Raw genomic sequence first — 14166 nt, 5'->3', positions numbered from 1 at the left:
GCGGTTGCGGAGTCCCCGGACTCCTTTTCCGCGCACAGGGGCTTGCCCCCTCTTTTAAGAAAGTGAGCTCATGACCGACACCACGTTGCCACCGGACGGTCCGCAACACGACCGGATCGAACCGGTCGACATCCAGCAGGAAATGCAGAACAGCTACATCGACTACGCCATGAGCGTCATCGTCGGTCGCGCTCTGCCGGATGTCCGCGACGGACTCAAGCCGGTGCACCGCCGCGTGCTCTACGCGATGTACGACAACGGATATCGCCCGGACCGCGGATACGTGAAGTCTGCCCGTCCGGTCGCCGAGACCATGGGTAACTACCACCCCCACGGCGACTCCTCGATCTACGACACGTTGGTCCGTATGGCCCAGCCGTGGTCACTGCGTTACCCGCTCGTCGACGGTCAGGGAAACTTCGGATCCCGCGGCAACGACGGCGCAGCCGCCATGCGTTACACCGAGTGCAGGCTCACGCCGCTCGCGATGGAAATGCTGCGCGAAATCGACCACGAGACAGTCGATTTCACCCCGAACTACGACGGCAAGACGCAGGAACCGACGGTTCTGCCCAGCCGTATCCCGAACCTTCTGATCAACGGTTCCAACGGCATCGCCGTCGGTATGGCCACCAACATTCCGCCGCACAACCTGCGTGAAGTTGCCGAGGCCATCTACTGGGCGCTCGAGAACTTCGAGGCGGACGAGGAAGCCACCCTCGCGGCCGTCATGGAGCGCATCAAGGGGCCCGACTTCCCGACGCACGGGCTCATCGTCGGTGGACAGGGCATCCAGGATGCCTACACCACCGGCCGTGGCTCCGTCCGTATGCGAGGCGTCGTCGAGATCGAAGAAGATGCCAAGGGCCGCACCACGATCGTCATCACCGAGCTGCCCTACCAGGTCAACCCGGACAACCTGATCACTTCCATCGCGGAGCAGGTTCGTGACGCCAAGATCGGTGGCATCTCCGACATCCACGACGAGTCCTCGGACCGCGTCGGCATGCGCATCGTCGTCACCGTCAAGCGTGACGCCGTTGCCAAGGTCGTGCTGAACAACCTCTACAAGCACACCCAGCTGCAGACCAGCTTCGGCTGCAACATGCTCTCCATCGTCGACGGAGTGCCGCGCACGCTGCGCCTCGACCAGATGATCCGTCTGTACACGACGCATCAGCTCGAGGTCATCGTTCGTCGTACCAGGTACCTGCTTCGCAAGGCGCAGGAGCGCGCCCACATCCTGCGCGGTCTGGTCAAGGCCCTCGACGCTCTGGACGAGGTCATCGCCTTGATCCGTGCGTCGCAGACCGTCGACATCGCTCGCGCCGGATTGATGGAACTCCTCGACGTCGACGAGATCCAGGCCGACGCCATCCTCGGCATGCAGCTGCGTCGTCTGGCCGCCCTCGAGCGTCAGAAGATCGTCGACGAGTTGGCCGAGATCGAACTCGAAATCGCGGACCTCGAAGACATTCTGGCTCGCCCGGAGCGTCAGCGCGCGATCGTTCGTGACGAGCTCAAGGAAATCGTCGACAAGTACGGCGACGACCGTCGTACCCGCATCATCGCCGCCGACGGAGACGTCAACGACGAGGATTTGATCGCCCGCGAAGACGTCGTCGTCACGATCACCGAGACCGGCTACGCCAAGCGCACCAAGACCGATCTCTACCGATCACAGAAGCGCGGCGGCAAGGGTGTTCAGGGTGCCGGCCTCAAGCAGGACGACATCGTTTCGCACTTCTTCGTCACCTCGACGCACGACTGGCTGCTGTTCTTCACCACGAAGGGCCGCGTCTACCGCGCGAAGGCTTACGAGCTGCCCGAGGCGAGCCGTACCGCTCGCGGTCAGCACGTTGCCAACCTCCTGGCCTTCCAGCCGGACGAGCGCATCCAGTCCGTCATCCAGATCAAGACGTACGAAGACGCGCCATACCTGGTGCTCGCCACACGCAACGGTCTGGTCAAGAAGTCCAAGCTCACCGACTTCGACTCCAACCGCAGCGGTGGCATCGTCGCCATCAACCTGCGCGGTGAAGACGAACTGGTCGGCGCTGTTCTCTGCTCTGCCGACGACGACCTGCTTCTCGTCTCGGCACAGGGCCAGTCGATCCGCTTCTCGGCCACCGACGAGGCACTGCGTCCGATGGGCCGCGCCACTTCCGGTGTCCAGGGCATGCGTTTCAACGGTGACGACGAGCTGCTCTCGCTCAACGTCGTTCGTGAAGGAACGTTCCTCCTGGTCGCCACCTCGGGCGGTTACTCCAAGCGAACCGGCATGGAGGATTACCCGGTGCAGGGTCGCGGCGGCAAGGGCGTGCTCACGATTCAGTACGACAAGAAACGTGGCACTCTGGTCGGTGCGCTCATCGTCGACGACGACGACGAGCTGTACGCGATCACCTCGGGCGGCGGCGTCATCAGGACGGCTGCCAAGCAGGTTCGTAAGGCGGGACGCCAGACCAAGGGCGTGCGTCTGATGAACCTCGGCGAAGGCGACACATTGCTCGCGATTGCGCGCAACGCCGACGAGCCCGAAGAGCTCGCTGCAGAGACCACCGACAACGCAGACAATGCCGATGGAGCTAAGGAGTCCTAGTGAGCACTCCCAACCAGCCGGGCAGTGACCAGAAGAGTGAAAGCACTTCAGGTTCGACGCCACCGAAGCCGGAGCAGGCAACTGCTCCGGCGGGGCCGCAGACCTCGAAACCTGCAGCTCCAGCGGACGGCGGACCCAAAGCTTCCGAGGCAGCTCCGGCGCCCAAGGCACCGGAGCCGCCTCGCGGCCCGTCGGATTCGGCCCAGAAACCGGCGGCTGCGGCTCCCGACGCCGCGGGTGCGGCCAAGGGTCAGGCTCCTTCCGTTCCTTCTGTGGCTCCGGCTGCGCCGGTAACTCCGGCGAAGGGTGATGGTCAGGCTCCGCCGCAACCGGTTGCCAATCAGGCTAGTGGCAGCCAGGCACCGCCGTGGCAACGGGGACCCCAGCCGTCAGGCCAGCCTCAGGGGCAGCCATCTCAGGCGCCGAAGGCTCCTGCTCAGAACCCGAGTGCTCAGAACCCGGCTGTTCAGAACCCGGGCAAGGCTCCGGCACCGCAGAATCAGGTTCCGCAAAGTCAGCCGCAGACCAACATCACGCGCCCGGCCGGCGCTGGTGCTCCTGCGGGTCGACCGGCAGCTCCTGCTGGGGGTAAGCCGCCTGCGGGTCCGCAGCGTCCTGCAGCGGCCGGCCCGGCACAGGGTGGTCCGGTACAGGGTGGTCCGGCCAAAAACCCAGCGCAGGGTGGTGCGCCGAAGGGACAGCCACAGGCGGGTCGCCCCGCTGCCGGTGCACAGACAGGTCGTCCTGCCGGCAACCCGTCGGCGCGTCCTGTCGTGACAGGAACGGCAGCTGCCGCAGCTACCGGTGGCGTCGCCGGCGCAGCGGCAGCCAAGGCTGTTGCACCCTCGGGCGCAAATCCCAAGGCTGCAAATGCCACGGTCGCCAATCCCACCGTCGCTAATCCGAAAGCAAAAGCCGCCGCGATCGACGGGCCGACTCGGCACATCGATCGCAAGGATCTGCCGAAGGACATGCCTGACCTCTCCGAGGCCAAGCATCCGTTGCCTGCTGCGGTGAAGGGTGAGAAAACTCACGCCGTATCGGCTTCGGTCGTGGACGGTGCGCCACTGCGCGCAACGGTCCAGATCCGTCGTATCGACCCGTGGTCCACGCTCAAGATCACGTCGGTGATCTCGGTGTCGCTGTTCTTCGTGTGGATGGTGGCCGTCGGACTGCTCTACGTCGTTCTCGACGGCATGGGCGTCTGGGATCGCCTGAACAACGCGTTCACCGACATCGTTGCCGACGGCGGCTCCGACGGTCTGGTGACGGCCGGCCAAGTGTTCGGCTACGCCGCGCTGATCGGTATCGCGAACATGGTGCTTTTCACGGCACTCGTCACGATCGGATCGTTCATCTACAACCTCTGCAGCGACCTGGTTGGTGGCGTCGAGGTAACTCTCGCCGACCGCGACTGACCTGCGAAAACATTGCTCCGCCGGGCCCGTTTTGGTGTCAGCGGCCCGGTGGGGTAATCTTTGGAATCGGTTCAGGGGCCTATAGCTCAGGTGGTTAGAGCGCTTTACTGATAATGAAGAGGTCGGAGGTTCAAGTCCTCCTAGGCCCACTCCCATGTGCCGAAGAAGGGTTGCTGGAATGAAGGTTTTCCTGCTTGTCGGGGCCGGAATTCTGGTAGCTCTCGGGGTCACCAAGCTGATCAAAAGTCAGCGCGGAGACAAGGTTTGGCACGATTTGGAAACAGGATAGAACCTAGGTACTCTGACTCCGGTCAGAAAACCGAACGGGGCCTTAGCTCAGTTGGTAGAGCGCTGCCTTTGCAAGGCAGATGTCAGGAGTTCGAATCTCCTAGGCTCCACAGTAAGAAAACACCCTCCCGGGATCCGGGAGGGTGTTTTTGTATGCCGATGTCCGGCCGGCCGGTGCCCGACTCGTGGCCCTCCCCTTTTGAGCGAACGGTACTTTCGGCGCACTGAAGGCGGTGAACATGCCGTTCGCTCGGAGTGGGGTGGCCAGAACAGCGCCCACTATGGACCGTTCGTCCCGAATTCTCCGGAAAGTCTAGTGGTCATAACCAGCCGGGCGTAGCGTGAGGAGAACCCAATTTCAGGAGGTTCGTAGTGCTTCACAACGACATTCCCAGCCACGGTGAAATTGCCGCACTCGCGGAGGTGGAAGGGCCCACCTGCATCACCATCGTGACTCCGACTGAAGATGCGCCGCAGGATCATGACAAAGCGCGCATCGCCTTCAAGGACCAGGTCCGCTCGGCACTCGCATCGGTGGAGGATCCGGCCGAGCGCAAGCTGTTCGAGGCCGAATACGCAGAGCTCGACGACGACGACGATTTCTGGCGCTTCCAGTCGCGCTCATTGGTCACGTACGCGACGCCGGAGCGTCTGGTGACCTTCCGCCTGCCCAACCGTCTGCAGGCGCTCGAAACGGTCAGCGATCGGTTTCATCTCAAGCCACTGCTCCGTTCGGTGACCTTCCCCCAGACGGCGTTTGTTCTCGCTCTCGCCGAAGGTTCGGTGCGATTGATCGAGATCGCCGCCGATCAACCGGCCGACGAGGTTCGTGTTCAGGGAATGCCGAAGAACGCTGCCGATCACGCGGGTAAGTCCTCGATCAACAGCCGAACTGAAGCCGGTCGGCTCTCGGGTTCGGACAGCCGAAAGCTGCGCGTCAATCAGTACGCCCGCGCAGTCGATCACGAGGTCCGTGGTGTCCTCGCCGGCCGTGACGTCCCCTTGATCCTGGCCGCTGCGGAACCCATCGCGTCGGTGTATCGCTCCGTGAATTCGTACCGCCACCTGGTCGACAAAACCGTCGAGGGAAACCCGGAAGCCTTGTCGACGCAGGAAGTGGCGGACGGTTCGCGTCCGGCGCTCGACGATTTCCACGCCGAGCAGTTGGCGGCGGTGCGGGACACCTTCAATGTGCGCACGGAACAAGGTCGCACTCAAACCGACGTCGCCGACGTGGCAACGGCCGCGACGTACGGACAGGTCGACACCGTTTTCATCGACATCGATTCCGTTGTACCCGGAAGTCTCGATCCCCAGACGGGCGCTCTCACGACCGGTGAGTCGACCAACGGAAGTACATACGGGGTCGTCGACGAGATCGCTCGTCGTGCGCTCCTGACGGGTGCTCGGGTCCTCGCTGTTCGCGCCGAGGACATTCCGGGCGGCGGCGCAGTTGCCGCGATTTTGCGCTTCGCCCCGTAAACAGACTGGACGCGTGTGCGCTTCGTGACCTGATTCGGGCACGGGGCGCATACGATTCCGGCATGAAACGTGTGTGGGAACGGCTGCGCCTCTACTGCAAGACGCTGCACCCGGTCGGGCTTGCCTTTGCTCTGGTCTTCTTCACCTGGTCGATGAGTCCTTCCCTGTTGCCGCGCGCGTGGTACTTGCAGGGCGTTGCGACGGGCATCTCGCTCGCGATGGGATACGGCGTCGGCGTGACGGTTGCCTGGATGATCCGCAAGTGCGGCGTCGAACCGCAGTGGTCGGATCGCACCAAGAAGATCGGCTGGCGAGTCTTGTTGGCCGCGGCCGTCATTCTGGTTCCGACGTTCTTGGTCCTCGGTTCGTGGTGGCAGCAGATCGTTCGCGATCTTGTCGAAGCTCCTCGCACCAATCAGGCGAATTACCTTCTGGTGCTGCTGATTTCGCTCGGAATCTGGTTCATCCTGCTCGAGGCAGGCCGTGGTCTTCGTTTCACCACCAACAAGCTCACCGCCGTCGCACTTCGGTTCGTTCCCCTCGAAGCGGCGAAGGTCGGCAGCTTGATCGTCATCTTCGCCCTCGGCATCTTCATCGTGAACGGTGCGCTGTACAACGGGTTGATTGCCTTCGCGAACTGGAGTTTCTCCGGTGCGGATCACGAAACACCGGACGGCATCGAACAACCCTTGATCGCTGAGCGCAGTGGTTCACCGATGTCCGCCGAAGCCTGGGATTCGCTCGGCCAGGAGGGGCGCACCTTCATGGGCAGCGGTCCCACCGCGGCCGAGATCACCGCATTGACCGGACGTGAAGCGAAGCAACCGATCCGGGTGTACGCGGGACGTGAATCCTCGGACTCGATCAATGGTGTCGCACAGCGGGTCGTCGACGAGTTGGAGCGCACCGGCGGATTCGACCGCGGAACCCTCGCAGTTGTCACGACCACCGGCCGCGGTTGGGTGAACGAGGACGTCGCGTCGGCGTTCGAGTACGTCGAGGGCGGGGACACGGCGATCGCGTCGATGCAGTACTCGTTCCTTCCGAGTCCGTTGGCCTTCATCGCCGACCGTGAGACGCCGATGATTGCCGGTCGCGCACTGTTCAACGCGGTGTACGCCAAGTGGATCGACCTGCCCGTGGAGACGCGACCCGAACTGGTTGTCTTCGGTGAGAGCCTCGGCTCCTACGGTGGCCAGGCCGCATTTGCCGGCGCTCAGGACATGATGACGCGCGTCGACGGCGCGCTGTGGGTCGGAACCCCCAACTTCACTGCTCAGTGGCAGGAAATCACGGACAGCCGCGACTCGGGCTCACCGGAGATCCTGCCGGTGATCGACGGTGGCCAGGCGATTCGGTTTGCCGGTGATCCGGAAGATCTGGAGCTGAAGTCCGACTGGGACGACGATCGCATCGTGTACTGGCAGCACGCCAGCGACCCGATCACATGGTGGTCCTTCGACCTGCTGCTCAACAAGCCGGATTGGCTCAAGGAACCGCTGGGTCGCGACGTGGATCCGGGAATGACGTGGGTACCTCTCGTGACCTTCTGGCAGGTAACCCTCGACATGGTCTTCTCGGCTGACGTCCCGTCCGGGCACGGTCACAATTACGGCGAGGATGCAGCGGACATGTGGGCCAAGATCCTGCACCCCGAGGCGTGGACCTCGGCTGATACCGACAAGCTTCGTTCGCTGCTGACCTCCAATCTGGAGCCCACGAAGTAGTCGTAAACGGTTGTAAGTCAGCCTGTTAAGGCGAAAACCTCACGAAAAAGTGTTACGTGAGGTATGTGTTACTCTGCGTTCGCTGTGTGCCAAGCCACAGCGCAGGCGAGCGTGGGGAGATCGAAACGTGAAGAGCAGAGCATGGTGGGCGGCCGGGGTTTCCGTCGCGGCACTGGTCATGGGTGCTGTGACGGCCCCTGCCGCAATGGCGGAGCCGGCGGATTTCTACACGCCGCCGTCGGAGCTTCCGGCAGGTGCCAACGGAGATCTCATCAAGAGTGAGCCGTCACCACTGCTGCTGAGCGTGCCCGGATCGAACGGTGCGTGGCCGGCAACCGCCACCAAGATCATGTACCGAAGCGAGGACGCCAAGGGTGCTCCCGTTGCCGTGACGGGGACCTACCTGGAACCGTCGAACCCGTGGACCGGGCAGGGGGCGCGTCCACTGGTTGCCGCAGCGGTAGGAACGCATGGGCAGGGCGATCAATGCGCTCCGTCCAAACTGTTCAACACCGGTATCGAGTACCAGTTCCCGACGGACGTCATGGTCGGCTACGAGTCCATCTGGGTGAACACGTTGCTGCTCAACGGCATCGCCGTCGTAGTCACCGATTACGAAGGCCTCGGAACTCCTGGCGATCACACCTACGTCAACCGCGAAGCCGAAGCGCACGCGGTTCTGGACTCGGTGCGTGCCGCTCAGCAGCTCCCGAACACGGGCATTCCCGCCGACGGCCCCGTCGGACTGTGGGGTTACTCGCAAGGTGGTGGAGCTGCCGCTGCCGCAACGGAATTGAAGCCGTCGTATGCTCCCGAGCTTGATCTCAAGGGCACGTACGCAGGTGCACCGCCCGCCGATCTGGCGGCGACGCTGCAGCAGGTCGACGGCACGTTCCTCACCGGAGTGATCGGCTACGCGCTCAACGGGATCCTTGCGCAGTACCCCGAGGTTCAGCCGCTGCTCGACGCCGAGATCAACGATCGCGGCCGACAGATGTTGGCCGCCACCAAGAACCAGTGCGTCGCCGAAAGTGGATTGCAGTTCGGCTTCCAGCAGTCGTCGAGTTTCACCAATTCCGGTGAATCACTCTCCGCAGTTCTGGCGCGTCTACCCATGGCGCAGGCAATCCTCGACGAGCAGAAGATCGGCAAGCTGACGCCGGAGTCGCCCGTGCTCATTCAGCATGGCCGCTCCGATGACATCGTTCCGTTCGGCCAGGGACAGCAACTGGCGCGAGACTGGTGCGGCAAGGGCGCGGCGGTGCAGTTCTCCGTCAACGAACTGCCCCCGATCATTCCGGGCATGGCAATCAATCATGCGACGCCGTACCTGGTGGGTACCCCGGAATCTGTCGGGTACATGATCGATCGCTTCAACAACGTCCCAGCGCCGTCCAACTGCTGAACGTGAACATCGAAAAGCCCCGGAACACAATCTGTTCCGGGGCTTTTCGTGTGTCGACTAAGCGGTCTTCTCGGCCGAGTTCTCTTCGAGCCGAGGGGGTGCGGAAGCGACCGGCGGATGCTCGCGTCGGCGGCTCTTGAAGAACACCGCGCCACCGATCACCGCGACACCGGCGATGACGAACACGGCGACGCGCTTGCGGCCACGAGGCTTCTCGGTGCGTTCCGCGGACTTCGTGGGGATAGCCTTTGCGCGCTCGACGCCCTTCTTGGCGAGGACTTTGCCCTGACGACCCAGGAACAACCCGACCTGCCCGGCGCCGCGAGCGACCGATGTGGCGACCACCGCGGCGATACGGCGAGCGTTGTCGGCTGCCTCGGACTCCTTGATACGAGCCGCTGTCTCTTCGAGGTAGGCGGCAGTCTCGTCGAAGGTGTCCTCGACGCGGGCGCGCGCGTGATCGAAGGTGTCGGGCAACTGCGTGCTGAGGGACTCGGTCACTCGTGTCATGACTTCACTTTGCCACAAGGGCTGTACCGGGGTAGGTCGGTCGCAGATCGGACTTACGATGGATGAATGTCGACCTCCCCTGCACGGTCCCGTCGAAGCCCAGGCCGACCTGCGATTACGTCGACAGAGGAGATTCTCGATGCAGCGGAACGGGTGGGTTTGGACCGCCTGACGCGGGCGGAGGTCGCACAGGTCCTGGGCGTTTCCGCTGCGACGATTCGCCATCACGTCGACTCGACCGATCGTCTGTACTCGTTGGCGTGTGCGAGAGCTTTCGGACGTCTGCAGTTGGATTCGGATTCGAAGTCCTGGCAGGACTACCTTCGGACGCTAGGTCAGCGGTTCGCTGAACTCGTGACTGCCACGCCTGGGCTCGAGGACTACGTGCTTCGAGGGCCTTACGAAGAGGGCACTCTGGCGCAGTTCGAGCGAATCATGAATGAGGTACTTCTACGGAAGCCTGAATTTGACCGTGCAACAGCACATTTGCTCGGCTCTCGGACACTGATCATTTCGGCGGCACTGCATACACCGGCGCGCAATCGTTACCCGGATTCGCAGTATCCGAAGCCTGAGACTCTCTCGGCTGTTGTTTCCTGGACGCTCGACGCCTTCCTTGTCGGTGCCGAAAAGATGATCGATTCCGGCCTCGTTCCTACGGTCGTTCCAACTCCTGACGCTTCTTGGACTCACATTTCGGATCACTGATGCCCTTCCGGGATAGGAAGGTAAGGCAACCCACATTAATTATTGCTACTGTGGCAATTATGAATAGACACAGGTGGAGGCCAAGATTCCTCGGCGCGGCCGGGGCCGCGTTAGTGCTCGCGCTCGCTGGATGTTCGTCATCGAACACGAACCCAGACGCTGACGGAAGTCCCGCAGCGAGGGGAAGCTATCCGGTGACCGTGAGCACGGAATCCGGAGACGTGACCATCGAGTCGGCACCTGAACGGATCGTGACCTTGGGGAACCCGGCGTTCGAGAACGTCGTGGCGCTGGGATCGCACCCCGTGGCCGCGAGCGTGACCAACATCGACAAGCTTCCCTATCTGGCGGACTACGTGGGAAACGAGGCGCTCGACGAGTCCTTGGCTGACATCTATGCAGGGCAAGTGAATTTCGAGCGGATGCTTGCGGTCGAACCGGATCTCATCATCGCGCCTGCCTGGCCGGCTTTCACCGAGCCCGGCACGTTGGAGCGGCTCCGAACGATCGCTCCCACTTTGATATTCGACATGCAGGACGCAGACAACGATTGGAGAGTCGGCGTTCAGCAGGTCGCGGATGCGTTGGGCAAATCCGAGCAGGGTGGCGAGTTGATCACCTCGGCAGTCGACGAATTTACGGGTGTGGCTGAGTCGAACCCAGGACTTGCGAAGCGGCCGTACTCATTCGGGCTCTACTACAAGGAGCAGATTTCGTTGGGATCGGGCGGAAACATACTGCGCCTCTTCGGGATGAAGCCGGCGGAGGACCAAGCCGCGGTGGAATCGACGGGAACTCCGGTGACGTATTCGGGTGAGACCGCGGGTGACGTCGACGGTGAAGCGGTACTTCTGATGCCGTCACCACGGGATTCCATCGCGAACCTCGAACAATCGCCTTTCTGGGAGTCGAATCTGAAATCCCGCGTCGTATGGCTCAGTGATGCGCAGGGTGAGGCGATCAACAATGCGGGTGTACTTGGAAAGACGTGGCTGCCGGGAAACCTGGGTGCCGCGTTGGGACAGTTGGGTTAGTCGAGCGTGGACAGGGCGAGAGAATCCCGGTTACCTGCGGGCATGGTCATGACCGCTGCCTCGATTGCTGAGGTTGAACAGCGAACGGACGACACCGTTCGAGTTGTGTTGCAGTCGAGCGAGTTCGGAAACCTGAGCGTTCGTGGGGCGGCGCCGGTGTTCAAGTTGTTCGTGCCTCGGGAGCCGGCGGACGAGATGATGCTCCCCACCTTGGGGTCGGACAAACTCGCGGTTCCCAGTTGGGAGGCCGACCCCCGGCGTCCGATCGGGCGTTCCTACACAGCAATCGATTTCAATCCTGGCGATCGTAGGATCACGTTCGATGTCATAGATCTCGGGAAACCGGATTGGTGGCTCAACCGGACGGGCGTAGGCAGTCGCGTTGGGGTGATCGGATTCAAACACGAACTCGTCCTTGTTCCGGGCGTCACTGACGTCGTTGCAGTCGGCGACAGATCTGCGCGCCCTGCTGTCGGATCCTTGACGAAACTCGCCGAACAAGTCCGAATACACAGTTTCACGGGTCCGTCAGGCGAGCACGGATTCCCTGATATCGAGTGGGTGGACATAGTCGATCGGACCAAGGCGCAGACAGAATCGACAATGTTGTGGATCGGCGGAGAGAAAAGCTGTGTCGCCCGCTTGCGCAACCAAGCGATCGAAAACGGCCTACCGTCGTCCCGGATTGTCGCATTGCCGTACTGGTCGGCGGGGCGAACGCGCGACGAGTTCGATCATGCTCTGTACCGGCTGTACCAACGCGCAGCTGCGGACGGAATCGACATTTCCGATCCGGTCGTTGCCGCCGACATCGAACTGCAGTGACGCATGCCCCGTCGCACGGAATTGGCAGGCTCACATCCGCGAGAACGCCGGCAATGGCACGATGGTGGTGTGACTTCAACTCATCAGACCGCAACCGCAACGCTGCACACGAACCGCGGCGACATCAAGATCGCTCTGTTCGGCAACCATGCGCCGAAGACCGTCGAGAACTTCGTCGGCCTCGCCGACGGCTCGAAGGAGTACACCACCGCAAACGCCGCCGGCACCAAGACCGGCCCGTTCTACGACGGTGCCATCTTCCACCGCGTCATCGACGGCTTCATGATCCAGGGTGGCGACCCCACCGGAACCGGCACCGGCGGCCCGGGCTACAAGTTCGGTGACGAGTTCCACCCGGAACTGCAGTTCGACCGCTCCTACCTGCTGGCCATGGCCAACGCAGGCCCGGGAACCAACGGCTCGCAGTTCTTCATCACCACCGGCCCGACGCCGCACCTGAACCGTCGCCACACCATCTTCGGTGAGGTTCTCGACGACGATTCCAAGAAGGTTGTCGACGCTATCTCCTCCACCGCCGTCGATCGTGGCGATCGTCCGGTCGAGCCCGTCGTGATCAACAGCATCACCATCTCCTGAACAGGTAAAACAAGCAGATGACGAACCCCGGTTGGGGCGGCGGTGCGAGTGAGGGCATCCCGCCCCAACCGCGGTGCGTCCGCCATCCAGATCGACCTACCGCACTTTCCTGCAATCGTTGTGGACGTCCGGCGTGCCCGGACTGCCTCCGCGAGGCGGCGGTGGGATACCAATGTGTTGACTGTGTAGCTGCCGGCCAACGCGATGTCCGCCCCGTTCGGGGCGTCGCCGGAAACACCGTGAGCCCCGCCCGTGCGATCCCGATCGTGACGTACACCTTGATGGGGCTCAACGTCCTGGCGTTCCTCGCCACCTTCGCGCAGTCGCGAAGCATCATGAACAATCAGGTCGGCTCGTCGATCTTCGCGAACTGGGCACTCAATCCGGGTCTGGTCGCCAGCGGTGACTGGTTCCGGCTCATCGGCTCCGGGTTCTTGCACTTCGGCATCTTGCACCTCGCGGTCAACATGTACGCCCTCTACATCCTGGGGCGCGACACCGAAATCGTGATGGGCCGCTCCCGGTACATCGGCATCTACCTGGTTTCGCTCCTCGGCGGTTCCGCCTCGGTGATGGCGTTCCAGCCGGTGTTCTCCTCGCTCACGGCCCTGTCCTGGACCGCTGGAGCGTCGGGTGCAATCTTCGGCATCATGGGCGCACAGGCCGTCCTTCTACTGCGTTTGCGTCGAAGCCCGGTCCCGATCATCTCGGTGATCGCGATCAATGTGATCATCAGCATTTCGCTGCCCGGGATCTCGTTCTGGGGTCACGCGGGAGGTCTGGTGGCAGGTGCCGCAACGGCCGCTGCATTCCTGTACGCCCCACAGTGGTTGGGCGCCGGTGAGAACCGCGTGAAAGCAGTGCGGATCGGCTGGATCGCTTTTGGTGCCGTCACCGTGGTGACGTTGGGAGTCATTGTGCTCCGCGTCGTCCAACTGCGCGAACAGCTGGGAATCAGCTAGCAAGAATCCTAGGGCCCAGCCGTTGGCTCAGCCGCCGATGATGGACTCGCAGGCGAACGTGATCTCGAAGCTCGACGTCTCCATCGGGTTGCCCTTGTCCCGGGCGCCGATTCCCTCGCCCGTCACCACGAAGGTATTGCCGTCCTGCTTGGCACTGGCAGATCCGCCAGGCAGTCCCGGCGCGAATCCGGCGGTGTACGGCAGACCGTTCGATCCACCCTCGCTTCCGGCGATTCCAGCAGTCTGAACCGTGCCGGATTCATCGATGATGGCTGAGACGGTCAACATGCCGTAGGTGGCATTTTCCGCGTCGAGCAGTGTCATAACTGTCGTGCCGCCGTCCTTTGCGCACTTCGTCTCGAATTTGGCGTCGAGCGTCTTCCCGCCGACGGTGGCCGAGGATGTAGCGGACGAGGCGCCGGCAGCACTCTTGTCGGAGTCGGTCTTGTCGGAGTCGCTGCCGCAGGCGGAGGCGAATAGTGCGACCGCCGCGATGGTGGCAGCGACTGCGGTGGAGGACCGGCGGGTCATCGTGGTCCGAACCATCTTCGTCATGTTCTGTCCTTCAAGTCACGCGGTGCGCCCGCACTTGCTCTGGCTGTTTCGCC

Annotated in this window: 12 protein-coding genes and 2 tRNA genes; 12 read left to right on the top strand and 2 right to left on the bottom strand. The window is 62.7% G+C overall.

What is annotated here, in order from left to right; all coding sequences use genetic code 11:
- Nucleotides 1-70: 70 nt before the first annotated feature.
- From gyrA to R4P70_RS26640, 7 genes are all read left to right on the top strand, one after another.
- Nucleotides 71-2602 (top strand): DNA gyrase subunit A, encoded by a 2532-nt coding sequence (gene gyrA, locus R4P70_RS26670; protein WP_019746215.1) that lies wholly within the window; start codon nt 71-73, stop codon nt 2600-2602.
- Nucleotides 2602-4020, top strand: coding sequence for a DUF3566 domain-containing protein (locus R4P70_RS26665; protein WP_317832602.1), 1419 nt, complete (start codon nt 2602-2604; stop codon nt 4018-4020). Before gyrA ends, R4P70_RS26665 begins: the two co-directional genes overlap by 1 nt.
- A gap of 75 nt (nt 4021-4095) precedes the next feature.
- Nucleotides 4096-4169: transfer RNA gene (locus tag R4P70_RS26660), tRNA-Ile, on the top strand.
- A 176-nt stretch (nt 4170-4345) separates the two neighbouring features.
- A tRNA-Ala gene (locus R4P70_RS26655) sits at nt 4346-4418 on the top strand.
- Nucleotides 4419-4680: 262 nt separating this feature from the next.
- Nucleotides 4681-5790, top strand: a complete 1110-nt coding sequence (locus R4P70_RS26650; protein ID WP_003942559.1) for a hypothetical protein — start codon at nt 4681-4683, stop codon at nt 5788-5790.
- A 62-nt stretch (nt 5791-5852) separates the two neighbouring features.
- Complete coding sequence (locus R4P70_RS26645) at nt 5853-7517, top strand: alpha/beta hydrolase (RefSeq protein WP_020967982.1); 1665 nt, start codon at nt 5853-5855, stop codon at nt 7515-7517.
- A gap of 127 nt (nt 7518-7644) precedes the next feature.
- Nucleotides 7645-8922: a lipase family protein gene (locus tag R4P70_RS26640; protein ID WP_092765172.1), complete on the top strand. Its 1278-nt coding sequence runs from the start codon at nt 7645-7647 to the stop codon at nt 8920-8922.
- A 57-nt stretch (nt 8923-8979) separates the two neighbouring features.
- Here R4P70_RS26640 and R4P70_RS26635 read toward each other — a convergent pair whose 3' ends face one another.
- The gene (locus R4P70_RS26635; RefSeq protein ID WP_019746221.1) at nt 8980-9432 is read right to left on the bottom strand and encodes a hypothetical protein; all 453 of its coding nucleotides are present in this window, start codon (nt 9430-9432) and stop codon (nt 8980-8982) included.
- Between the two features lie 66 nt (nt 9433-9498).
- Here R4P70_RS26635 and R4P70_RS26630 point away from each other — a divergent pair, with 66 nt between their 5' ends.
- The 5 genes from R4P70_RS26630 to R4P70_RS26610 all read left to right on the top strand — a co-directional run bounded on the left by R4P70_RS26630 (nt 9499) and on the right by R4P70_RS26610 (nt 13558).
- Complete coding sequence (locus R4P70_RS26630; RefSeq protein ID WP_133728217.1) at nt 9499-10140, top strand: TetR/AcrR family transcriptional regulator; 642 nt, start codon at nt 9499-9501, stop codon at nt 10138-10140.
- A gap of 194 nt (nt 10141-10334) precedes the next feature.
- Nucleotides 10335-11174, top strand: a complete 840-nt coding sequence (locus R4P70_RS26625; RefSeq protein WP_175470357.1) for an ABC transporter substrate-binding protein — start codon at nt 10335-10337, stop codon at nt 11172-11174.
- A 42-nt stretch (nt 11175-11216) separates the two neighbouring features.
- A complete protein-coding gene (locus tag R4P70_RS26620; RefSeq protein WP_092765176.1) occupies nt 11217-11999 on the top strand; it encodes a siderophore-interacting protein in 783 nt (260 codons plus the stop codon).
- A gap of 69 nt (nt 12000-12068) precedes the next feature.
- Nucleotides 12069-12596: a peptidylprolyl isomerase gene (locus R4P70_RS26615; protein WP_007729190.1), complete on the top strand. Its 528-nt coding sequence runs from the start codon at nt 12069-12071 to the stop codon at nt 12594-12596.
- 17 nt (nt 12597-12613) lie between these two features.
- On the top strand, nt 12614-13558 hold the full coding sequence (locus R4P70_RS26610) for a rhomboid family intramembrane serine protease (RefSeq protein WP_030536709.1): 945 nt from the start codon (nt 12614-12616) through the stop codon (nt 13556-13558).
- Nucleotides 13559-13585: 27 nt separating this feature from the next.
- Here the strand turns inward: R4P70_RS26610 and R4P70_RS26605 are convergent, their stop codons facing one another.
- Nucleotides 13586-14113, bottom strand: a complete 528-nt coding sequence (locus R4P70_RS26605; protein WP_021332617.1) for a lipoprotein LpqH — start codon at nt 14111-14113, stop codon at nt 13586-13588.
- Nucleotides 14114-14166 lie beyond the last annotated feature (53 nt).

The sequence above is a fragment of the Rhodococcus sp. IEGM 1241 genome (genome assembly GCF_033142365.1).
Classification (GTDB): Bacteria; Actinomycetota; Actinomycetes; order Mycobacteriales; family Mycobacteriaceae; genus Rhodococcus_F; species Rhodococcus_F erythropolis.
Note: the sequence above shows the minus strand (reverse complement) of the source record. Positions and strands in the feature narration are given on the sequence as shown.

Excerpts from the sequence above, each read along its gene's own strand:
- gyrA (WP_019746215.1), top strand. The coding sequence starts at position 71 with ATGACCGACACCACGTTGCCACCGGACGGTCCGCAACACGACCGGATC.
- R4P70_RS26645 (WP_020967982.1), top strand. The coding sequence starts at position 5,853 with ATGAAACGTGTGTGGGAACGGCTGCGCCTCTACTGCAAGACGCTGCAC.
- R4P70_RS26635 (WP_019746221.1), bottom strand. The coding sequence starts at position 9,432 with ATGACACGAGTGACCGAGTCCCTCAGCACGCAGTTGCCCGACACCTTC.
- R4P70_RS26630 (WP_133728217.1), top strand. The coding sequence starts at position 9,499 with ATGTCGACCTCCCCTGCACGGTCCCGTCGAAGCCCAGGCCGACCTGCG.
- R4P70_RS26620 (WP_092765176.1), top strand. The coding sequence starts at position 11,217 with ATGGTCATGACCGCTGCCTCGATTGCTGAGGTTGAACAGCGAACGGAC.
- R4P70_RS26610 (WP_030536709.1), top strand. The coding sequence starts at position 12,614 with ATGACGAACCCCGGTTGGGGCGGCGGTGCGAGTGAGGGCATCCCGCCC.
- R4P70_RS26605 (WP_021332617.1), bottom strand. The coding sequence starts at position 14,113 with ATGACGAAGATGGTTCGGACCACGATGACCCGCCGGTCCTCCACCGCA.